General features: G+C 62.2%; 17 protein-coding genes. 10 read left to right on the top strand and 7 right to left on the bottom strand.

The window, feature by feature from the left end:
* Positions 1 to 34: 34 nt before the first annotated feature.
* Positions 35 to 940, top strand: coding sequence for a fatty acid desaturase (locus tag ABI546_RS19310; protein ID WP_348049242.1), 906 nt, complete (start codon positions 35 to 37; stop codon positions 938 to 940).
* Here the strand turns inward: ABI546_RS19310 and ABI546_RS19305 are convergent.
* Positions 903 to 1,913 (bottom strand): M28 family peptidase, encoded by a 1,011-nt coding sequence (locus ABI546_RS19305; protein ID WP_348049241.1) that lies wholly within the window; start codon positions 1,911 to 1,913, stop codon positions 903 to 905. The genes ABI546_RS19310 and ABI546_RS19305 overlap by 38 nt on opposite strands.
* Before the next feature lie 33 nt (positions 1,914 to 1,946).
* The gene (gene polA, locus ABI546_RS19300; protein ID WP_348049239.1) at positions 1,947 to 4,778 is read right to left on the bottom strand and encodes a DNA polymerase I; all 2,832 of its coding nucleotides are present in this window, start codon (positions 4,776 to 4,778) and stop codon (positions 1,947 to 1,949) included.
* A gap of 154 nt (positions 4,779 to 4,932) precedes the next feature.
* Here polA and ABI546_RS19295 point away from each other — a divergent pair, with 154 nt between their 5' ends.
* From ABI546_RS19295 to ABI546_RS19280, 4 genes are all read left to right on the top strand, one after another.
* Complete coding sequence (locus tag ABI546_RS19295) at positions 4,933 to 5,289, top strand: hypothetical protein (protein ID WP_348049237.1); 357 nt, start codon at positions 4,933 to 4,935, stop codon at positions 5,287 to 5,289.
* A 49-nt stretch (positions 5,290 to 5,338) separates the two neighbouring features.
* Entirely contained in the window at positions 5,339 to 6,289 is a 951-nt protein-coding gene (locus tag ABI546_RS19290; protein WP_348049235.1) for a homoserine kinase, read from the top strand.
* A gap of 126 nt (positions 6,290 to 6,415) precedes the next feature.
* Complete coding sequence (locus ABI546_RS19285; protein ID WP_348049233.1) at positions 6,416 to 7,252, top strand: BPSS1780 family membrane protein; 837 nt, start codon at positions 6,416 to 6,418, stop codon at positions 7,250 to 7,252.
* Positions 7,249 to 7,968 carry an iron dicitrate transport regulator FecR gene (locus ABI546_RS19280; RefSeq protein ID WP_348049231.1) on the top strand — a complete coding sequence of 240 codons (720 nt, stop codon included), beginning with the start codon at positions 7,249 to 7,251 and terminating at the stop codon, positions 7,966 to 7,968. Before ABI546_RS19285 ends, ABI546_RS19280 begins: the two co-directional genes overlap by 4 nt.
* Positions 7,969 to 7,989: 21 nt before the next feature.
* On the opposite strand, the gene ABI546_RS19275 is transcribed toward ABI546_RS19280, so the two are convergent.
* Entirely contained in the window at positions 7,990 to 8,826 is an 837-nt protein-coding gene (locus ABI546_RS19275; RefSeq protein WP_348049229.1) for an IclR family transcriptional regulator, read from the bottom strand.
* Positions 8,827 to 9,012: 186 nt separating this feature from the next.
* Between ABI546_RS19275 and ABI546_RS19270 the strand changes: the two genes are divergently transcribed.
* The gene (locus tag ABI546_RS19270; RefSeq protein ID WP_348049227.1) at positions 9,013 to 10,167 is read left to right on the top strand and encodes an ABC transporter substrate-binding protein; all 1,155 of its coding nucleotides are present in this window, start codon (positions 9,013 to 9,015) and stop codon (positions 10,165 to 10,167) included.
* On the opposite strand, the gene ABI546_RS19265 is transcribed toward ABI546_RS19270, so the two are convergent.
* From ABI546_RS19265 to ABI546_RS19255, 3 genes are all read right to left on the bottom strand, one after another.
* Positions 10,160 to 10,582 (bottom strand): hypothetical protein, encoded by a 423-nt coding sequence (locus ABI546_RS19265; RefSeq protein ID WP_348049225.1) that lies wholly within the window; start codon positions 10,580 to 10,582, stop codon positions 10,160 to 10,162. The genes ABI546_RS19270 and ABI546_RS19265 overlap by 8 nt on opposite strands.
* Positions 10,583 to 10,626: 44 nt before the next feature.
* Positions 10,627 to 13,059 carry a UvrD-helicase domain-containing protein gene (locus ABI546_RS19260; protein WP_348049223.1) on the bottom strand — a complete coding sequence of 811 codons (2,433 nt, stop codon included), beginning with the start codon at positions 13,057 to 13,059 and terminating at the stop codon, positions 10,627 to 10,629.
* Positions 13,060 to 13,232: 173 nt separating this feature from the next.
* The gene (locus ABI546_RS19255) at positions 13,233 to 14,570 is read right to left on the bottom strand and encodes an NAD(P)/FAD-dependent oxidoreductase (protein ID WP_348049221.1); all 1,338 of its coding nucleotides are present in this window, start codon (positions 14,568 to 14,570) and stop codon (positions 13,233 to 13,235) included.
* Between the two features lie 185 nt (positions 14,571 to 14,755).
* On the opposite strand from ABI546_RS19255, the gene ABI546_RS19250 reads away from it, so the two are divergent.
* The gene (locus ABI546_RS19250) at positions 14,756 to 15,481 is read left to right on the top strand and encodes a hypothetical protein (RefSeq protein WP_348049219.1); all 726 of its coding nucleotides are present in this window, start codon (positions 14,756 to 14,758) and stop codon (positions 15,479 to 15,481) included.
* A gap of 34 nt (positions 15,482 to 15,515) precedes the next feature.
* Here ABI546_RS19250 and ABI546_RS19245 read toward each other — a convergent pair whose 3' ends face one another.
* Positions 15,516 to 16,448: a LysR family transcriptional regulator gene (locus ABI546_RS19245; protein WP_348049217.1), complete on the bottom strand. Its 933-nt coding sequence runs from the start codon at positions 16,446 to 16,448 to the stop codon at positions 15,516 to 15,518.
* A gap of 144 nt (positions 16,449 to 16,592) precedes the next feature.
* On the opposite strand from ABI546_RS19245, the gene ABI546_RS19240 reads away from it, so the two are divergent.
* The 3 genes from ABI546_RS19240 to ABI546_RS19230 all read left to right on the top strand — a co-directional run bounded on the left by ABI546_RS19240 (position 16,593) and on the right by ABI546_RS19230 (position 22,565).
* Positions 16,593 to 18,038 (top strand): MFS transporter, encoded by a 1,446-nt coding sequence (locus ABI546_RS19240; RefSeq protein WP_348049215.1) that lies wholly within the window; start codon positions 16,593 to 16,595, stop codon positions 18,036 to 18,038.
* A 78-nt stretch (positions 18,039 to 18,116) separates the two neighbouring features.
* A complete protein-coding gene (locus ABI546_RS19235; protein WP_348049213.1) occupies positions 18,117 to 21,104 on the top strand; it encodes a VIT domain-containing protein in 2,988 nt (995 codons plus the stop codon).
* A gap of 483 nt (positions 21,105 to 21,587) precedes the next feature.
* A complete protein-coding gene (locus ABI546_RS19230) occupies positions 21,588 to 22,565 on the top strand; it encodes a GMP reductase (protein ID WP_348049211.1) in 978 nt (325 codons plus the stop codon).

Below are 22,565 nucleotides of genomic sequence, written 5' to 3'. Positions count from 1 at the left end.
ACAACAACACACCACGGATCGGGGAGGCCATGTCATGTCCCATGCAATATCTCTGCGCAACCACGGCACACGCAAAAACCGTGACGGCACCGACAGCATAAACGGCGCCACCGACGGAATGCGCCGCCCGGCACAGGTTCGCTGGGAAGACCTGGTCTCCCTGCGCCCAGGCCAGGTCGCGCTGAATCTGGGCCTTTCTGCGCCCTGGCTGGCAGGGTCGCTGTGGGCGGCGCAGCATGATCTGTACTGGCTGGCGATGCCGCTGTCAGCCGCGTTCTTTTTAACCGCACTGCGCCAGGCCCATGACAGCTACCACGCCAGCATCGGCGTGCCGCGCCGCTGGCTGGACGCCGTGCTGCTGGCCCTGACGTTCACCATGCTGTGCTCGACCCACGCCATACGCCATACGCATCTGGTGCACCACAGAGACCCCTTGGGCGATGGCGACGAAGAAGGTGGCTGGGCCCGTCAACCGGGGTGGCGGGCACTGGCACTGGGCGTGCTGTTCAGCATCCGCACCCATGCGCAGGCGCTGCGCACCGGTAGCCCGCGCACGCGGCGCTGGGTGGGCGCAGAGCTCACGCTGATCGCTGCGGTGTGCCTGACGGCAGCGCTGACAGAGCAGGCCTGGCTGCGCTACCACGCGGTCGCGATGATTGGATCCAACATGCTGGTCGGTTTCTTTGCGGTGTGGAGCGTGCACCATGGCTGCGATCCAAAAGGCGTCTTCGCCCGCACAGAACGGCGCGCCTGGGTCAACGGGTTAACCGTGCACCTGCTCTTTCACATAGAGCACCACCTCTACCCTGCCGTGCCGGCCAACCACCTGCCCATATTGGCAAGCCGGCTGGATGCGGTGGCGCCGGAGTGGGCAGCCGTACGGGTGCTGGGCGCGATGAAAACTAGCGCACCGGTACGGCAACTGCCGCATGCTGCATGACCGCTGCACGCACGCCTTCGACGACTTTGGCCATGCGCCGGTAGTCCAGCCTGTCTGCGGTGTCCTGCGGCGTGTGATACGCCTTGTTTCTGTAGAAAGCCGTATCGGTGACCATCATTCCCACATAGCCTTCACTCCAGTAATTGAGGTGGTCCGAAAAATCGACTCCTACAACAAAGCCCGGCGCATTGATGGAGTACACCGGCAAGTCGGAGGCCGACTTCATCGCAGCCTTCACCTGGCGCGCGATGTCGCCGTCCTGGTAGAAGCCCACCAGTGAGATGAAATTTCCGGTGGTGGGGTAGATCGCATTGAGAAGCCGCACGGGATGGGCTTGACTTCCCGGCTCGTCGCTGAAGTAGCCGATGCACTCGAGCGACAACATGAGGGACGCACGCTTTCCGGCCTCGGCAAGGGACCGGGCATGGACAGCGCTGCCCATGTAAGGTGTGCGGAAAAAGGGAGGCTCTTCATTCGTGTAGACCACCAGTTCCACCCGCTGGCGGAAAGCCTGCCCCTTGAGCAGTCGCGCCAACTCAAGCAGGCCGGCCACACCGCTGGCGTTGTCGTCCGCACCGGGCTGCTCGCCGGCCACGTCATAGTGAGCGCCCACCACCATCACGTCAGGCGTATCGGGGCCCAGCTTCACGACCAGGTTGCGGTATGGCCGGCCCTCGGCCGTGAAGCGCTGACTCTCCGCCTTGAGGCCCAGCCCGGAAAGCTGTGACTCCAGATAAGCGGCAGCGCCTTCCAGGCGCGGCGCGTTATCAAAAGTGCGGTCCGCAAAATCGGTGGAGAGCTTATGGACCAGTTGCTTCAGCCTGGCGGCAGATGCGGTTTGCGCTGCCGGTACCGCCACGTCACTGGCCGACACAAACGGCTGGGTCAGCCGGTACCAGGCATATACCGCCGCAGCACCACCCACCAGCAAGGGAAGGACGATGCCGGCAACGAGGAGCTTCCGGCCTCTCACGCGCGGGCTCGCGGTAAGAGGATTGAGAGCGGCTTAATGCGCCTTGTCCCAGTTGGGCCCAATACCGATTTCAGCGAGCAGCGGCACTTTCAGATCCGCCACGCTGGCCATCAGGCGCGGAATCTCGGTCCTGACCCACTCGACCTCAGCCTCGGGCACTTCAAACACCAGTTCATCGTGCACCTGCATGATCATTTTGGTGCCGCGCTTTTCCGCATCCAACACCTGCTGCACCGCATTCATGCTGAGCTTGATCAGGTCGGCCGCCGTACCTTGCATGGGCGCGTTGATGGCCTGGCGCTCCGCAGCCTTTTTGCGCGGCCCGTTGCCGCCGTTGATCTCTGACAAGTAAAGGCGCCGGCCGAAAACGGTCTCGACGAAATGGTTTTCCTGGGCAAAGACCACGGTCTGGTCCATGTAGTTTTTGACGCCGGGATACCGCTGGAAATATTTGTCGATATAGGCCGCAGCCGCTTTGGTTTCAATGCCGAGGTTGCGCGCCAGGCCAAAGCTGCTCATGCCGTAGATCAAACCGAAATTGATAACCTTGGCGTAGCGGCGCTGCTCGCTGCTGACCTGATCCACCGGCACACCGAACACTTCGGCGGCGGTGGCGCGGTGCACGTCGAGCCCGTTGGAGAAGGCGCTGAGCAGCGCTTCGTCGTCACTGATGTGCGCCATGATGCGCAGCTCGATCTGTGAATAGTCGGCGCTGGCGATGACGCTGCCTGCAGGCGCGACAAAAGCCTCGCGCACACGCCGGCCTTCGACGGTGCGAATCGGGATGTTCTGCAGGTTGGGATCATTGCTGGAAAGCCGGCCGGTGACCGCGACCGCTTGCGCATAGTGCGTGTGCACCCTGCCCGTCTGCGGGTTGGCCAACTGCGCCAGTTTGTCGGTGTAGGTGCCCTTGAGCTTGCTCAGCGAGCGGTGCTCGAGCAGTTTGGCGGGCAATGGATAGTCTTCAGCCAGTTTTTCAAGCACTTCCTCATCGGTGCTGCGGGCACCGCTCGGCGTTTTCTTGATGACGGGCATGCCCAGCTTGTCAAAGAAGATCTCGCCCAACTGCTTCGGGCTTCCCAGGTTGAAGGGCTGGCCGGCGATCTCATAGGCCTCGGCTTCAAGCTGAATGATGCGTTGGCCCAGCTCATGGCTTTGTGCGGCCAGCGTGGGCGCGTCGATCATTACGCCGTTGCGCTCGATCCGGTACAACGTTTCACTGCTTTTGATTTCCAGCTCATAGATAAACCGCAGCTTTTCGTTGGCTTCCAGCTGCGGCCAGAGCACGCGATGAACATCCAGCGTCTGGTCGGAGTCTTCGCAGGAGTATTCAGCGGCTTTGGCGATGTCGACCTGGTTGAACTTGATCTGGTGCGCGCCCTTGCCGCACAGGTCTTCGTAGTTGATACCGCTGCGGCCCACATGGCGCTCGGCCAGACTAGCCAGGCCATGCGGTTTGTGCACTTCCAGCACGTAGCTTTGCAGCATGGTGTCGTGCGCATAGCCTTGCACTTCAACGCCGTGATTGGCAAAAACGTGCCGGTCGTATTTGACGTGCTGGCCCAGCTTGGCCTTGGCCGGGTTCTCCAGCCAGGGTTTGAGGCGTGCGAGTACTTCGTCACGCGGCAGCTGCGCGGGGGCATCAGGGTAGTCGTGCGTGAGCGGAATGTAGGCAGCCTCGCCGGGCGTGACGCTGAAACTCAGGCCAACAATCTGCGCCAGCATTTCATCGAGCGAGGTGGTTTCGGTGTCCAGCGCTACCAGTTCAGCTGCTTCGATTTTGGCGAGCAAGCCGTCAAAGGCTTCCCAGGTGAGGAGGGTGTCGTACTTGAGGTTGCTGGCGCGCTCGGCCACCGGCGTGTCCGACAACGGCGCCTCGTCAAACAGGCCCGGTGAATCCGAGCGGCCACCCGAACCTCCGGCGGGCGCCGGCTTGTGTCGGCCCTCCGGGCCGCCGATCAATTCGGGCGGGGTGGTTTCGATGTCGATCTGCTTGACGAGGCCCTTGAAGCCGTATTTCTCATAGAAAGTCTTGAGAGACTCGGTCTGTTGGGCGCCCATGCCAATGGCGTCAAGGGCCGGCAACCCGTCGATGTACGCCACGAGGTCGCAGTCTTTTTTGATGGTCAGCAGTTCGCGGCCCTTCGGCAGCCACTCGAGCGACTGGCGCAGGTTTTCCCCGACCACGCCCTTGATCTCGCCTGCGCGCGCCACCAGCGCGTCGAGCGAGCCGTATTCGAGCAGCCATTTCACGGCGGTTTTGGGCCCGACCTTGGGCACGCCCGGCACGTTGTCGACTGCATCTCCAACCAGCGCCTGGTAGTCCACCATCAGGCGCGGCGGCACGCCAAATTCGGCCTCAACGCCGGCCAGGTCCCGGCGGCGGTCGTTCATGGTGTCGATCACGGTAATGTTTTCATCCACCAGCTGGCTCAGGTCCTTGTCGCCGCTGGAGATGATGACTTCGACACCCTGCTTTGACCCGATGCAGGCCAGCGTGCCAATCACGTCGTCGGCTTCGACACCCGGCACATCCAGCACTTTCCATCCGAGCAGCTTCACCACCTCGTGAATCGGCTCAACCTGGCTGCGCAGGTCGTCGGGCATGGGGGAGCGCTGCGCCTTGTATTCGGGATACAGCGCATCGCGAAAGGTCGGGCCCTTGGCGTCAAACACACAGACGGCGTAGTCGGCGCGCACATCCTTGCGCAGCTTCTGCATCATGTTGATCATGCCTCGGATGGCGCCGGTGGCCGGGCTGGTGGGGTCGCCGGGGTTGACCCGGAGGTCAGGCATGGCGTGGAACGCGCGGTACAGGTAGCTGGAGCCGTCTACCAGCAGCAAGGTTTTTTTGTCGGTGCTCATGAGGCCGATTGTCGGGGATATCGGCGAGCCGCCGTCTGCGGTGCCACTGGCGCCCCGCACCGGCCCCGGCAAGGGCTTTTTGCCTACAGCCGCCATCCCTTTATTACGACATACAGGGCTTTGTCGGCCGGGCCCTGCGGCCTACAATGCAGGCATGAACCACGCATTTCGCCCTTTTCTTGCCGCCGCTCTTGCGGTGCTGCCGCTGGCCGCGGCCCTAGCCCAGGCGCCGGCACCAAACCCGGCGCCGCCGGCGGCTGCAGAGGCTCAGGCTCCCGTCCCCGCTGGCCGGCCGGACAAGGCGATTCAGCGCATTCGCACCGAAGATTCGGGCAGCCGTATCGATGAGCTCCGTGTCGGAGGCGAAACCCAGCAAATTACGGTCCAACCCAAAGTCGGCACTGGCGCATCTTATGAAGTCAAGCCAGCGGAAGGTGCCCGGGGCACAGCACCGGCTTCCACCAATAATGACACCAACGGTTCACGCGTCTGGAATGTGCTGAAGTTCTGACTTCCTCGCAGCTCACGCACCTAAAGAACTCCAGGATCCCCTTTCAGGCATGGCCGTCTATACCGAAGTCTCGTTTGACGAGGCTGCAGCGTTCTTGAACGCCCTGAATCTGGGGCAGCTGCAAAATATCAAGGGTGCCGCCGGCGGCATCGAGAACACCAACTATTTTGTCGACACCGACCAGGGCCAGTACGTGCTGACCTTGTTTGAGCGCCTGACATTTGAGCAGTTGCCGTTTTACCTGCACCTGATGAAGCATCTGGCGGCGCACGGCATTCCGGTGCCAGATCCGGCAGCCGACACCAAAGGCCAGATCCTTCACCGCCTGAAGGATAAACCGGCTTCCGTCGTGAACAAGCTGCGCGGCCACAGCGAGCTCGCGCCCACGCCCCATCACTGCGCCGGTGTGGGCGAAACATTGGCACGCATGCATCTGGCAGGCCTCGACTACCCGCGCCGACAGCCCAACCTGCGCGGCCTGGCATGGTGGAACGAAACCGTACCGGTCGTTCAGCCCTATATCACCCCGGCACAAACCCGCCTTATTTTGGGCGAACTGGCCTACCAGAATCATGTGGCGGCCTCTTCCGCTTTCGGCAGCCTGCCGCGTGGCGCGATTCATGCCGACCTCTTTCGCGACAACGTGATGTTCGAAGACGGGCGGCTCACGGGCTTTTTCGACTTTTACTTCGCCGGCTGCGACACCTTCCTGTTTGACATCGGCGTCTGCCTGAATGACTGGTGCATAGATATGGACACCGGCGCAGGTGACGGAGCGCGTTCGGCAGCCTTCATGGCCGCGTACGAAAGCGTCAGGCGCCTGACGGCGCAGGAGCGCAGTCTCTTGCCGGCCATGCAACGCGCCGGCGCGCTGCGGTTTTGGCTTTCCCGCCTGTGGGATTTGCATTTGCCGCGCGAGGCGGCGGTGCTCAAGCCGCACGATCCCAGCCATTTCGAACGTGTCTTGTGCGCGCGGCTCACGCAGCCCTACGTTCTGTAGCATCCTTTCCATTTCGAACCGCTCCGCCAGGGCCAGAAGGCAGGCAACTCCAGGGTCTGTGGCTTTCAGGCAAACTCATCATGCTATCGCCCGGTCCAGGCCGGCCCCTTTCTTCCGCTGAAGACCATGAAACTCAATATTGTTCCCGCAAGCACCGGCATGACCTGGGTCAGGCTTGGCATCAAGACTTTCATGCAGCAGCCGCTGGCCATGTCGGGCCTGTTTTTCCTGTATTTGGCTGCCGTCACGGTGCTCTCATTGATCCCTGTTGTCGGGCTGCTCCTGGCTTTCATGGTGGTTCCAGCCGCCATGCTCGGGCTGATGGCAGCCACGCAAGAGGCCGTGAAGGGTAAATTTCCCATGCCCACCGTGCTCCTTAGCGCTTTCCGCGCGGGGCGTGAGCGATTGGGTGCGATGCTGGTATTGGGTGCGCTGTATGCGGCCTTCTGCGTACTGATCAACTGGATGGTGCCGATGCTGGTGGACCCGCCTGTCGCCGCCGACGCGACCCGCGAGGCGATGATGACGCCGCAGTTCCAGCTCGCCATGCTGAAAAACATGTCGGTGTCGCTGTTGCTGTACCTGCCTGTTTTGCTGCTGTTCTGGCATGCGCCGGCCCTGGTTCACTGGCACGGGGTGTCTCCGGTCAAAAGCCTCTTTTTCAGCGTGGTGGCCTGCGTTCGCAACGCCGGGGCCTTTCTTATGTTCGGGTTTGGCTGGTTCGTTGTGTCGATGGCCCTGGCCATTGTGCTGAGCGTGCTGGCGGGCCTCACGGGCAGCGCCGACTTCATGGCGGCGGCGATGATGCCGCTGGCCCTGCTGATCGCAGCCATGTTTTCCACCTCGATTTACTTCACGTTTCGTGATAGCTTCGTGGCCACGGTGCCCGGTGACCCGCCGGACGGCGCCGAAAGCACGGAAAACACCCACAACGACCCCGCTACTCCAGGAGATGCTTCATGACCCAGCACCAGCTGCAAGGCCGCAACGAACAGGAAATCTTGTGGTTTCAGCGGCGTAGCGCGCTCAAAGCCGCAGCCGCCTGGGTCGCGATGGGGGGGTTGCCGGCCGCCATGGCGCAGCAGCGCAGCAATATTGTTGAGTTGCGGGGGGATGCCCTGCTCAACGGCAGCCGGTTGCAAACCGGACAGACCATTCTCACCGGCGATCAGATCCAGACCGGGCCCGGCTCCAACCTGATGTTTGTCATTGGCAACTCGGCGTTCCAGGTCCGTGAAAACTCCCTGCTGAAGGTGGAACGCGGCAGTTCAATCAATGCCGTCAGCCTGCTGCGCCTGCTCACGGGGGCCGTGGTCAGCGTCTGGGGCAAGGGCAACAGCCGCGCCATCATTCTGCCCACCCTGACGGCCGGCATACGCGGAACCGGCGTGTACGCCGAGGTCTTTGCCTCCCAGGGCAATCGCAGCTATTTCTGCAATTGCTACGGCACGGTCGACATGGAATCGAACGGCGAGAAAACCGTGTCGCAGTCAAGCTACCACCAGGCATTCTGGGGCGAGGTGGAGCCCAAAGACGGCCGCCGACTGACCCCGGCGAATGCGATCAACCACAGCGATGAGGAGCTCGAGTTCCTGGCCAGACTGGTGAACCAGCAGACCGCCTGGGAGATCGCCGGCAGAAAAGGCATCAAGGACGGCAGCGGGAAAATAAGCTACTGATCATCACTGCGCCAGCAACGTCTATCGGGCATCGCCCGACATACTTTGCAACCGCCTGACCACCGCCACGAGTTGCGGCCGCACCTGTGTCATCAAGAATTCCGGCGAGAGACTGAAAGCCGGGCCGCCGCAGCTCACCACCATGACAGAGCGCCCGCCCACCGGCCGGAATGCAGCGGCAATAGCGTTAACGTCCTTCTGCCAATCACCAAAAGAAGCGCTACAACCGTGATCACGGTAATGTCTCAGCGCCAGCTCTAGTGCCTCGCGAGTCTCAGGCCACGCCTCCTCATCCTGGACGCGGATACGCTCGAGCAGCGTCTCACGTTCAGTGTCCGTGCAGCCGCACAGATAAGCACGTCCCATCGCCGTGCTAGCCAACGGAATACGTGAACCGACGTCCAGACTGAGCGTGAGCGCGGATTCGCTACGGCAGTTCTCCACATAAATCATGCTCAGGCGATCGCGCATACCCAGCGACACCATGGCTTGCGAACTGTCGGCGAGGCCCTGCATCAGCGGCCTGGCGAGCTGCCGCATATCCATGCGCGCAAGCATGGCACTGCCCAGCGCCAGTACAGCGCTGCCCAGGCGATAACCGGCGTGGCCATTGGCGTCCTGTGCATGCTCAAGATAGCCGTGCTTGGTCAGCGTGTAGGTTAAACGCGAAATGGTCGACTTGGGCAGGCCGCAACGGCGTGCGAGTTCCTGATTGCCCAAGGTCCGGTCCCGTGAACGAAAAACGCTGAGCACATCCAGCCCACGAGCCAACGCAGTCACAAAGTGCCGGTCTTCCTTGGCATGACCCACGCTGGCTGTTCGCGAAGCTGATCCGCTAGACGTAGAAGGTAGAGACATTACCAGTTCTGCATTGCAGAATAAAAAGATAGTGGGATTGTGATGCTTACGCCGTCTGTTTATCGAGGCACTCCGGGAAAGCCATAGGTATAAATGTGTCTGAATGTTTCAGAATCCGTCATGACGATATAAGTAAAAAGTTCTGCAATGCAGAACATGAAATTGATCATCAACCAGGAGAATTCGATGAAAACCCAGTTTCAACTAATGGCAAGGACGTTGGGCTTTGCCGCCCTGCTGTCACTTGCTCTTCCCGGGCACGCGGCGCCAGGGCGCGAGGATCTGGTGATAGGGCAGGTAGCGCCGCTAACCGGTGTCATCGCCGGAACCGGCAACGAATACGTGGCGGGCGGGGCTGCTTATTTCGCTTATATCAATGACAACGGCGGCATCTTTGGCCGCAAGATCCGGGTCTCCCTCAAGGACGACAGTTACAAGCCAGACCAGACCCTGGCTTTGACGCGCCAGCTGTTGGCCGAAGACAAGCCTTTGGCACTGTTCGGTTTCGTCGGCACCGGCAACGTGCTGGCATTGAATAAGAACAAGGTGCTGGAAGAAGCCGGCATCGCGCTGCTGGCACCTTACACGGGTGCCCTGGATTTGCGAGAACCGGTCAACCCCCTGATCTTTCACATCCGCGCGAGTTACAGCGACGAAACTGCCCGCATGGTCGAGCATCTGCACACCATCGGCCTGCGTCGCTTCGCTGTGATGTACCAGGACGATCCCTTCGGCAAAAGCGGCCTGGCAGGTGCGGAAAGCGCATTGAAAAAACTGGGCATGACAGCTGTGGCCACCGGCAGCTACGACCGTACCAAGCCCGAAGAAGTCGCTGCAGCGGTCGCCGCCATCGGCGGGGCCAATCCTGACGCCATCATCATGGTTTCAGTGAACCGCGCCTCCGCCGCCTTCATCAAGAAAATGCGGGCACAAGGCAGCAAAGCTCGCCTGTTCAGCATTTCGGTGGTGAACTTCAAGGAGCTGCTCAAAAATGCAGGCGAAGACAATGCTCGCGGTATCGGCATCTCTCAGGTCATGCCCTACCCCTACTCCACCCTCGTGCCAGTGGCCCGCGAGTTCCAGACCCTGATGGCCAAATACCAGCCAGACAAGGTGGTTTCCTACGCCAGCATGGAGTCCTTCATAGCGGCCAAAATTCTTGTGGAAGCCATACGCCGCAGCGGCGCCGATCCAACGCGCCAGAAAATCATCAACCAGTTGGAGAAGATGAGCAGCTACGACGCAGGAGGTTTCAAAGTGAGCTTTTCGCCCGAGAATCGCGTCGGCTCGAAGTTTGTGGAGGTGACCGTGATCGGCCGCGACGGCAAATTGCTCAGGTAGCGCGGCGCACTTCGAGTATTTCGTACTCCATCGCTTCTTCGTAGGTCTTGGCGTTGTGCAGCGCAAGATGCAGCAAAATGCCGGGCGCGTGGGCCTTGATGACCCGGTGCATCAACACGCCGATGACGATCATCGGCAGTCCGACCCACAGGTAGCCATACAGCGAAAGCACCACACCGATACCCAGCATGGGCAATGAAATGCCCACGACAAAAAGGCGGTGCTTGACGTATTTTTGTGCACGCTCCGGGTTCACGATCACGCGGAAGCGACCATACGGCAGGCCGGTGCGAAACTCCTGGTGCGGAACATAAATCGCCGAAGCGCTTTCGGCGCTTTCGGCGCTTTCGACATTTTCCGCGCCTTCAGCGTTCTTTCCGGTGTCGGTTCCGGCATCGGTATGTGTCTCTGTCATTTTTTTCTCTTCAAGATGGATTCAACAAAACGCCAGGCAGGTCACTACACCACCGTCAGCTTGGCCACGCTCAGGGCCAGCCACTTCACACCATGGCGCGTGAAGTTGATTTGAGCACGGGCGTCGTCGCCGCTGCCTTCGAGCATGAGCACCTTGCCTTCGCCGAACTTGGCGTGGAACACTTCCATGCCGCTTTTCAGACCGTGCGAAGGCGCGTTCTTCTGCGGTGGCACCGGTGGGCTGGCAAAACGTTCTGCACCGCCTGATTTTGAAGAAAAAACGTTACTAGCCCAATCCCCACGTGCGCTACCAGCTCCTGAATTGCTAGCGCCACCCCACCCACCGGACCCCAGACCGGAGGCAAAACCCTGGTTTTTCGGCGTAATCCACTTGAGTGCCGCCTCGGGCAATTCATCAAAAAATCGGCTTTTTAGGTTGTAGCGGGTCTGGCCATGCAGCATGCGCGTTTGCGAGTGGCTGAGGTAGAGGCGCTTGCGGGCGCGCGTGATCGCCACATACATCAGCCGGCGTTCCTCCTCAAGGCCGTCGCGGTCGCTCATGGAGTTCTCGTGCGGAAAGATGCCGTCTTCCAGGCCCGTGATGAACACGCAGTCAAACTCCAGCCCCTTGGATGAATGCACGGTCATGAGCTGCACCGCGTCTTGCCCGGCTTGCGCCTGGTTGTCGCCGGACTCGAGAGCGGCGTGCGTGAGAAACGCCGCCAGCGGCGACAGGGTTTCGCCGGTTTCGGTGTCGGGCGCCAGCGCCTCCGGCAAGGGCTCGTTGAGCTGCGGCGCGGACGCATCCACGCCCTGGCTGGCCGGAGACTGCGTCAGCCGCCCGCCCAGCTCGTCGACGGGTAGCGCCACGGCGTCACGGCCAAAGCCCTCCTGGCTCACGAAAGACTCGGCGGCATTCACCAGTTCGGCCAGATTCTCCAACCGGTCCTGGCCTTCTTTTTCAGTTTTGTAATGCTCTTCGAGGCCGCTGTGCTGCAACACCAGCTCGATAATTTCGCGCAGCGTCAGCCCCGTTGTCTGCTCACTCAACACCTGGATTTTGGCGGCAAAGGCGCCGAGGTTTGCACCGGCCTTGCCAGGTACCGCGCTCACGCCGTCGTAAAGCGAGCAACCGGCTGCGCGCGCAATGTCCTGCAGTTGCTCGATGCTGCGCGCGCCAATGCCGCGCGGCGGAAAGTTCACCACGCGCATAAAGCTGGTGTCATCGTGCGGGTTCTCCAGCAGCCGCAGGTAGGCCAGCGCGTGCTTGATTTCGGCACGCTCGAAAAATCGCAGTCCCCCGTAAACGCGGTAGGGAACCCCTGCGTTGAAAAGCGCGGTTTCCATCACGCGGCTTTGGGCGTTGCTGCGGTACAGCAGCGCGATTTCCTTGCGCTCGGTCCCGTCACGTACCAGTTGCTTGACCTCGTCGACAAACCACTGCGCTTCGGCGAAATCACTGGTGGATTCGTAGACCCGAACCGGCTCGCCCGGCCCGGCTTCCGTGCGCAGGTTTTTACCCAGGCGCTTGCTGTTGTGGCTGATCAACTCATTGGCCGAGTCAAGGATGTTGCCGAAGCTACGGTAGTTGCGCTCCAGCTTGATCTGGTGCTTGACGTCGAACTCGCGCACAAAGTCGGCCATGTTGCCCACGCGCGCACCACGAAAGGCGTAGATGCTCTGGTCGTCGTCGCCCACCGCCACCACCGAGCCGCCCGGCATGGCATTCGCGCCCTCGGCCGCATCAGGCCCCTGCCCCGCCAGCATCTTGATCCAGGCGTATTGCAGTTTGTTGGTGTCCTGGAACTCGTCGATCAGGATGTGGCGAAAACGCCGCTGGTAGTGCTCGCGCACCGGTGCGTTATCTCGCAGCAGCTCATAGCTGCGCAGCATGAGTTCGCCGAAATCGACAACGCCTTCGCGCTGGCACTGCTCTTCGTACAAGGCGTAAATTTCGACCTTCTTGCGGGCTTCCTCATCGCGCGCCGGCACGTCCTTGGCGCGCAGGCCGTCTTCCTTGTTGCCGGCAATAAACCACATCAGCTGCTTGGGTGGAAAGCGTTCGTCATCCACATTGAACTGCTTGCACAGGCGCTTGATGGCCGAGAGCTGGTCCTGCGTGTCGAGGATCTGAAAACTCTGCGGCAGATTGGCCAGCTTGTAGTGCGCACGCAAAAACCGGTTGCACAGGCCGTGAAAAGTGCCTATCCACATGCCCCGCACATTCACCGGCAGCATGGCCGACAGGCGCGCCATCATTTCCTTGGCGGCCTTGTTGGTAAACGTCACGGCCAGAATGCCGCCGGGGGACACCTGGCCGGTTTGCATAAGCCACGCAATGCGCGTCGTCAGTACCCGCGTCTTGCCGGAACCGGCGCCGGCCAGGATCAGCGCATGGGTGTTGGGCAGCGTGACCGCTGCGAGTTGCTCCGGATTGAGGTTTTGCAGGAGAGGGGAACTGGGGACTTCTGGGAACATCCTTCCATTGTAGAAAGAACCCCGGCACCGGCACGGTGCAGGGATGCTCCCCTGCGCGCCCGACGCAAATTTCCCTTCACCAGCCGGGGCCGCGGTTCTGGCTTTGCCAGCCCGCAGGCGCTGCGCCCCCTCGGAGGGCAGGGAGCTACACGCAGTGAGCGACCGTGGGGGCTTTAGCTGCCGTCCGTCTTCAGGATGGTTTCGCCCTTGAGCGCGCCCATATCGCGGATGGCCATGCGGTGGCGCTTCCAGCCGGCCCAAGTCCGCCGGATATTTGCCAGCGAGATACCGTAATAAATCGCCTTGAACACCCGCAGCCGCCCCCAGAATGGGGTCTTGCTAAAGATGTCGCCCGCCAGCAGCGACAGCAGCGCCTCTTTCACGCGCAGCGGGTTAGCCGGATGCATGAACATGTGCCGGATGGTCGGATTGGTCACGCGGTAAATGAACCACGAATACTCGCGCGGACCCTTGCGCATCATGGCCTCGAAGCTTTTGCGCACGGCAGGCAAATGAGCCGGCTGGTCAAGCGCGGTCGCGACCAGCTCGGCGCCATCGAAGGCGCTGTGCATCGCAAGGTACACGCCCGAGGAAAACATGGGGTCAATGAAAGTGAAGGCGTCACCCAGCATGAGGTAGCGGTCGCCCGTGGCATGGGTGCTGCTGTAAGAGAAATTACCGGTGGCGTGAACCGCGTCATCGACGAGCGTGGCGTTGGCAAGGCGCCTTTTCAATTCCGGCGCCATGGCAATGGTGTCCATGAAAAACTCGCGCAGTGATTTTTCGCGCGACTTCAGGTAATACGGCCAGCACACCGCGCCCACACTGGTCGTGCCGTCAGCCAGCGGAATAAACCAGAACCAGCCATGCGGGAACCAGCAAATGCTGATGTTGCCTTCGCGCTTGCCTTCGAGCCGTTCGACGTTGGTGAAGTGGCCGAACAGGGCCGTGCTGTTGTGTTCGCGGCTCTTGGCTTTGCTGCGCAGCTTGTTGGCCAGCAAGGTGTCGCGGCCGGAGGCATCCACCACGAAACGGGCGCGCCAGCTGCGCTTCGCGCCGTCATCGAGCTCGGCCTGAACGGTGGCGCCTTCCGCGTCAAAAACCACATCGCGCACGGTGCAGCCTTCGAGCGTTTTCGCGCCACGGGTCGCCGCATTGCGAAACAACAGTTCGTCCAGCTCGGAGCGGCGCACCTGCCAGGCCGACGGCATCGATTTGTCCCATGCGTCGGCAAATTCGATGTAGCTGCAATGCGAATGCTCAGGCGACACAAACTCAATGCCCCATTTGGGCATGCCGATACGGTCAACCTGGTCGCGCACGCCCAGGCGTTCGAACAGTTCCACATTGGCCGGAAGCAGTGACTCGCCGATGTGAAAACGCGGGTGATGCGCTTTTTCAAGCAGCACCACATCGCGCCCCTGGGCGGCAAGCAGCGCCGCAATGGTAGAGCCGGCAGGGCCGCCGCCCACGATCAGCACATCACAGGTGGAATGGAGAGTTTCGTTCATGCGCGGGGTACTGGTTGGTGCAACAGCGTGCAGGGCACACGGTTGCAATGATTAAAAACCGCGTGCAGGATAGCACTGCGCGCGCCGGGTCAACTTTGTTGCGATTGTAGGGTCCACCTGTCTGTTTCCCCTGCTGCCGGCAGCGCCCTGCAGCTTCTGCGAACATAGACGTATTTGGGGTTTTCATGACAACAGGTTTGGCTCGGTCAAGGCTTGCGAGGCTGGCCGTCTGCTTTTTGACGGCAGGACTCGGCTTTTCGGGCGTGGCGCATGCGCAGTCGTATTGCGCCAGCGATGGCCAGCGCCAGCCGGCGGTGCTGCTGGAGCGTTTCATCAACGCCAACTGCGACACCTGCTGGGCCGACCCGGCCACGGCACGCGAAGAGGCCGGCCAGGTCGCGCTGGATTGGGTGGTTCCCGGCGACAAGGGCGATGACGCACCGCTTTCGGCCGTCGCCGCGCGCGAAAGCTTGCAACGGCTGGACGCGCTGCACCAGAGCGTTCCCCCTCAAAGCCTGGCCACCACCTCGCGCGTGCGGCCCCTCACGGGCAACCGCCTGCGTGTCGCACATGGCCTGGCGTTGAGTGATTACCTGGGCGCCTCCATCGAACTCAAACCCATCCCCCGGGCAGCCAAAGGCCGTCAATGGACAGCGTGGCTCGCACTGGTTGAAACCCTGCCAGCCGGAACCGAAGGCTCCCCGGTTGAGCGAAATTTAGTGAGAAATGTGCTGCAGACCAATTGGGACGGGCGCAAGCAGCTATTAAAAACAGAGCAAAACAGGTTTTTTGATGCGCGGTCCATGAGCATTGCAGCCGGCGCCAACCCGGAGCGTTTGCGAGTCATAGGTTGGGTAGAAGACGAAAAAGGACAACTGCGGGCGGCCGCTCAGTCCCGCTGCGCACCCTGACAGCCTGAATCGATCTCGCGGGAGTTCATGCAACTCACCTGGGTTCGGTCGTCTCAGCTCCAGCGGGTAGGGACTCAAGGTCCGAGCAGGCCTCCCGAACACAAGTGCGCAGCCAGCGGTGGGCCGGGTCCGCGTCCAGCCGCGGATGCCAGAGCAATGAAATCGTGAGCTCCGGCAAGGAAACCGGAAGGGGAAAGCTGTGCAGGCCCGCACGCAAAACCCCGGTGTGCCGTTCGGGAACGCTGGCAATCAGGTCGGAGGCCCGGGCCAGACCCAACGCCGAGGAAAAGCCACCGACGATCGTGACGATGTCTCTTTTGAGTCCCAGCGGTGCCAGCGCCTCGTCAATCGGCCCTTTGTCGATACCCTGCCGGGAAACGCCAACGTGCCCGCCCGCGGCATAGCGCGAGGCGGTCACCTCGCCCTGGCTCAGCGGGTGGCCCTGCCGCACGACGCCCACAAACCGGTCGCGAAACAGCATCTGTACCCGAAACTCCGGGCCAGCCCCGCGCCCGACCACGCCAATTTCCAGGTCAACGGCGCCATCACGAAGTGGCGTGCTGTCCTTGTCGGCCTTTTGCACAAAGCACAGCCGCACCCCCGGCGCTTCCTTGCCGATGCGGGCGATGAGGCCAGGGCCGAAGTTTTCCACAAAGCCTTCGCGGGTTCGCAGTGAAAACGTTCGGACCAGTTGCTTGAGTTTGAGCTTCGCAACGGGCCGTAAAACGGCCACGCTGTCTTGTACCAACTGAGCGACGCGCTCGCGAAGTTCGATGGCCCGGGGTGTTGGCACCAGGCCGCGCCCAGCCCTGACCAGCAAGGGATCGCCGGTGGTTTCACGCAACCGCGCCAGCGCCCGGCTCATCGCGGACGGGCTGAGCCGCAGCCGCCGCGCCGCACGAGCGACGCTGCCTTCCGCGAGCAGCACATCAAGGGTCACCAGCAGGTTCAGGTCGGGTGTTGACATGCGCCCACCATAGCGCATTTGACCATGACATGGCGTCAAACACACTAATAAAGTGCAACTCGTGCGTCTTCCGCTATGCAACGGCAAGAACTACGCTTCAGGAGCCCCCATTCAGGGCAACAACCTACCTATCTCATTTTCATTTTGACTACCACCACCACCTCACCAACCAACTCCGCCAAGCTGGCCCGGTCGGCCCGATGGGCGCTTGCCAGCCTGTCGCTTTCCATGCTGCTGTCTTCGTTGGGCACCAGCATTGCCAACGTCGGCCTGCCAACGCTGGCACAGGCTTTCAACGCTTCGTTTCAGGCCGTCCAATGGGTCGTCATCGCGTATCTGCTCGTCATCACCGCACTGATCGTCAGCGCCGGACGGCTGGGTGACCTCATCGGCCGGCGGCGCCTGCTGCTGGCCGGCATTGGGGTGTTCACTGTGGCCTCGGTCCTGTGCGGCATCGCACCCACGCTCTGGCTGCTGGTTGCCGCTCGGGCGATGCAGGGCCTCGGAGCCGCCGTGATGATGGCCCTCACCATGGCGTTTGTCGGCGAGACAGTTCCCAAGGCCCGAACCGGCAGCGCCATGGGACTGCTGGGAACCATGTCGGCAATCGGCACCGCGTTGGGCCCGTCACTGGGTGGTGTGCTGATCGCTGCAGTGGGCTGGCAGTCCATCTTCTTCATCAATGTTCCGCTGGGACTTCTGACGCTTCTTCTTGCGTACCGCTGCCTGCCCGCGGATCGCCGCGGACCGGCGACGGATCGCGCCCGCTTTGACCATCTCGGCACGCTGATTCTGGCGCTGACCCTGACCGCTTACGCCCTTGCCATGACAACGGGGCGCGGCCATTTCGGTCTGCTCAACGCAGCGCTGCTGGTGGCGGCCGTCCTCGGCGTGGGCTTGTTTGTCATCGCCCAGGCGAAAGCCGCGTCACCGCTGATCCGGTTGGCGGCCTTTCGCGATCCGGCTTTAAGCGCAAGCCTGTCCATGAACGCACTCGTCGCGACGGTGATGATGGCAACGCTGGTGGTCGGCCCGTTTTACCTGTCCCGGGCACTGGGTCTCAACGCGGCGCTTGTGGGAGTGGTCATGTCGGCCGGCCCCCTCATCTCTGTCTTGAGCGGCGTGCCGTCGGGACGTCTGGTCGATCGCCTAGGCGCGCCGTTTGTGGCCATTGCCGGGCTCTCCGCCGTCGCAGCAGGCGCCTTTGCGCTGGCTGTGCTGCCCGCGATGTTCGGCGTGACGGGCTACATCGCCGCCATCTTCATCCTGACCCCCGGCTACCAGCTGTTCCAGGCCGCCAACAACACGGCCGTCATGGCGAACGTTCCCCCTGACCAGCGCGGCGTGACGTCCGGCATGCTCAACCTTTCGCGCAACCTCGGGCTCATGAGCGGTGCGTCCGCGATGGGTTCGGTGTTTGCATTCGCATCGGCGGCGCCCGACATCACCACGGCCAGCGCCGAAGCCGTGGCCGTCGGCATGCGAGCCACATTTGCCGTCGCAACACTGTTAGCCCTCATCGCAATTGCCGTCGCGGTGGGAGGCCGTGCGTTCGCAAAACGCGGTCTGATGCCTGAAAAAGCGTCCTGAAAAATATTTGATTTGATTTAACCCCTTTGCGCTGCCTGCGTCGTTTCACAGTGCATCGCAACCACCCAAGGGGTTTTCATGCCACCAGGCACCACTGCATTGAGGTTTCTCCGTTTGCTTCTGGCCGCCGCAGCGGCCAGCTGCAGTTTTCATGTGTCGGCATTAAGCATTGCGCCGCAGTCCATGCCCATAAACAGCAAATTCGCGCCGCCGCCCACATGGCGGCCTCCGGCCATCGCGGTGAGCCCCTCGGCCCAGGCCATTGAGCTGCGGGCAGTTTCCATAGAGGTCGATCTTTTCGGCGACCAGGCGCAGACCCGCATCGAACTGCGTCTCTTCAACCCCAACCCCCGTGTACTGGAAGGCGAGCTGCAGTTTCCCCTGCAAGAAGGCCAGGTGGTGACAGGCTTTGCGCTGGACGTGAATGGCCGCCTGCGCGACGCCGCACCCGTGCCCAAGGCCAAGGGACAGGAAATTTTTGAAGACATCCGCCGCCGCCGGGTAGACCCGGGGCTGCTGGAAGCGACGGCCGGCAACCAGTACAAGCTGCGCGTTTACCCGATTCCTGCGCAAGGTGAGCGCCGGGTCGTGATCACCCTCAACGAAACCCTGCCGCACCATCGCGACGCCGGCGTGCTGCGGGTGCCGCTGGCGTTTGCCTCGGCGGTGGGGCAATTGCAGGTGCAGGTGCGCGCCCACGGCACTGCCCAGCAAGACGTGCAGCTGATTCAGGCCCCCGCAGATGCGCAGCTCAGCGCCAACGCAGCCGGCACCGAATTGCACTTGCAGAAAAACCAATGGCTGGCACCTCAGGGCCCGGCGGGATGGTTGCAGCTGGCGGTGCGCCACACGGGCAAGCCGCAGGTCATGGTGGGCGAGTCGGGTGGCAAATCATTTTTCACCGCGCAGATGGACTTTCGCGATGAGCTGGTGAAGCGCCCCTCCCCCTCGCACATCGCACTGGTATGGGACGCCTCCGCCTCGGCGGCGGCGCAGGCCCGCGTGCTGCCGGTGCTGCAAGCCTATTTCCGAAAACTGGACAAGGCCGTCAAGGTGAGCCTGCTTGTGGTGCGCAACAAAGCTGAACCGGTGCGCAGTTTCATGGTCGCGCCAGACCGATTCGGTGATCTGGCCGATGCCTTGCGCGCAGAACCCTTTGACGGCTCCAGCAACTTCGACAGCCTGCCGATTCCCGCCGACGCTGATATGACATTGATGGTGACGGACGGCTTGATGACGGATGGAAAAAGAAGCATCAACTACCTGCACACGGCGCCCGTCATGGTAATCAACGGCACAGCAGCTGCCGACACACCGCGCCTGGCGCGGCTCGCCGACCGCACGGGTGGCGTGCTGGTGGACGCCACGCTGCTGACCGCCGAGGAAGGCGCGCAGGCCATGCGGCTGCACGGCTGGCGCATTGAAAGACTGACCAGCCTGTCGGCCCAACAACTCGTGGCGCCCACGACCAGCCTGCGCCAGGGCCGCATCGCCGTCGCAGGCGAGCTGCTTGACACCCAGGCCCGTATCGACATTGCACTGGTGCACCCCGACGGACGCAAGCGCACGCTGGCGCTGGACGTGAACGCCAAGGCGTCGGCAGGCCGCTGGCCCGGCCAGCAATGGGCGCAGTGGCGCAGCGCCGAGCTGGCGGAGAACGCGGCGCTGCACAGCAGCGAGCTTCAGCGCATCGCGGCGACGCACGGCACCGTGGGCCCTAACAGCTCGCTGATCGTGCTGGAACTGGCCGCTGACTATGCACGCTACAACCTTCCCGCCCCACCCGAGCTGGCCGACGAGGTGGCGCGGCTGAACCAGCTGCAACTTGCGCAGTCCACGCAAACAAGGCAAGCCTACATCGAAGCCATGGTGAAGCAGTTTGACCAGAAGCAGCGCTGGTGGGACAAGGACTTTCCCAAGGACACGCCTAAACGCGCGGAACCCAAGGCCGAGATGCAAATCAGCCAGGGCGCTCTTGGCAGCCTGGCCGGCACGGCGCGTTTACGCGAGCAAGCCCAGAGCTCACCAGTAGCAGCCCCCTCCTTTGCGCCCGTCGCACGTGCTGCAGCGCCGGCCCCCGTCATGGAGGCCAAGGCAGGCCGTGACGCCCTGGACAAGCGCACCGCCAATTCGGTCGCGTCAGCACCTGCCGCTACCATCGCCCTGCAAGCCTGGGTACCCGACGCACCCTACATGAAGCGCCTTCAGGACGCAGACAAGGCCCAGCTCTACCGCATTTACCTGGACGAGCGCGCCGCCTACCTGAGCAGCAGCTCTTTCTACATGGACGCAGCCGGCGTGTTCTTCGACCGCGGCCTGCCCGAGCTGGGTCTGCGCGTGCTCTCCAACCTGGCCGAGATGAACCTGGAGAACCGCCAGTTGCTGCGGCTCTATGCCTACCGCCTGGTGCAGGCAACCCGCAACGACCTGGCCGTCCCCGTGTTTGAGCGCATCAGCGAACTGGCACCGAACGAGCCGCAGTCATGGCGTGACCTGGGCCTGGCCTTGGCTGACAACGGCGAGACGCAGCGCGCCGTCAATGCCTTGTGGGAAGTGGTGTCGCGGCCCTGGAACGGGCGCTTTGCCGGCGTCAACATGATTGCATTGGCCGAGCTCAACGCCATTGCGGCTCAAGCCGCAGCGGCAGACAAACCGCTGGACATGAGCCGGGTCGACACGCGCCTGCGCCGCAACCTGCCGCTGGCCCTGCGCGTGGTGATGGCCTGGGACAGCGACGACACCGACATCGACATGTGGGTGACTGACCCGAACAGCGAAAGGGCCAGCTATGCAAACCAGTTGACCCGTCAGGGTGGCGCGATGAGCCCCGACGCCACCGGTGGCTACGGACCTGAGGAGTTCTCCCTGAAAACCGCCAAGGCCGGCAAGTACAGCGTAGAGGCGCAGTTCTACGGCCACCGCCAGCAGGTGCTGTCGGCCGGCACCACGGTGATGGTGCGCATCACCACCGGGTTCGGCACGCCGCAGGCACGCGACAAGTGGACGACCTTGCGGCTGGCGCGCGGCCAGGAAACCGTGCGGGTGGCCGAAGTTGAGGTGCGCTAAGCCCCCTTCAGCAAGATGCCACCAGGCATATAAAGGCTATACCGCTTCGCAGGGGGAGGCCTCTGTGAGAAGCGCATAGAATCAATCACCGGGCCCAAGCAATTGCGCCCGGTTTTTTGTTTCTGCCTTGCCTTTGCTGCAAGCGCCTGCAAACAAAGCCGGTCCAGTCCAAGTGCCGACAGGGCCTGTTCACCATTAAACGGAATGCGTTGGCCTGGTTCCCGGATGGATGCGCGAAGAGCGGTGCGGCAAATAGCTCCAGCTATTTGCAAGCCGCTCGACAAAGCAGACGCCGGGAAGCCAGGCCAACCCGAAGGGAAAGCTGAATGCCGGGCGCATTGCGGTGTTGCAGTTCGCTTGTGTAGCGGTGCTACACGGCGCTCACTGCGCCTAGCACTGCATCCCGGCATTCAGCTTTCGCATCCCGTTTAATGGTGAACAGGCCCTGACGTTCTTCAACAGTTTTTCTAAGGCTTGGGAATCATGGAAATATTCGACTACGACAACATCCTGCTGCTGCCGCGCAAATGCCGCGTGGAAAGCCGCTCGGAATGCGACGCCAGCGCCACGCTGGGCGGGCGCAGCTTTCGCATCCCGGTGGTTCCCGCCAACATGAAGACGGTGGTCAACGAGGAGATTTGCGCCTGGATGGCAAAAAACGGCTACTTCTACGTGATGCACCGCTTTGACCTGGATAACGTCCAGTTCGTCAAAGACATGAAAGCGCGCGGTGCCTACGCCTCTATCTCGCTGGGCGTGAAAAAACCCGACTACGACACGGTGGACCGCCTGGCTGCTGAAGGCCTGGTGCCCGAGTACATCACCATCGACATTGCGCACGGCCATGCTGACACGGTGCAGAAGATGATCGGCTACCTCAAGCAGAAGCTGCCCACGTCCTTTGTGATCGCCGGCAACGTGGGTACGCCCGAGGCCGTGATCGACCTGGAAAACTGGGGCGCCGACGCGACCAAGGTCGGCATCGGCCCGGGCAAGGTCTGCATCACCAAGATGAAAACGGGCTTTGGCACCGGCGGCTGGCAGCTGTCGGCGCTCAAGTGGTGCGCGCGCGTGGCGACCAAGCCCATCATTGCCGATGGCGGCATTCGCGAGCACGGCGACATTGCCAAATCAGTGCGCTTTGGCGCGACCATGGTGATGATTGGCTCCATGCTGGCGGGCCTTGAAGAAAGCCCGGGCCAGACGGTTGAGGTCGACGGCAAGCTCTTCCAGGAATACTACGGCAGCGCCTCGGACTTCAACAAGGGCGAATACAAGCACGTCGAGGGCAAGCGCATCCTGGAGCCCGTCAAGGGCACGCTGGCCGACACGCTGCGCGAAATGGAAGAAGACATCCAGAGCTCCATCAGCTATGCCGGCGGCACCAAGCTGCTGGACATCCGCAAGGTCAACTATGTCACGCTGGGCGGCGACAACGCCGGTGAACACCTGCTGATGTGA

Source organism: Polaromonas sp., from assembly GCF_039932935.1.
Classification (GTDB): Bacteria; Pseudomonadota; Gammaproteobacteria; order Burkholderiales; family Burkholderiaceae_C; genus Polaromonas.
Note: the sequence above shows the minus strand (reverse complement) of the source record. Positions and strands in the feature narration are given on the sequence as shown.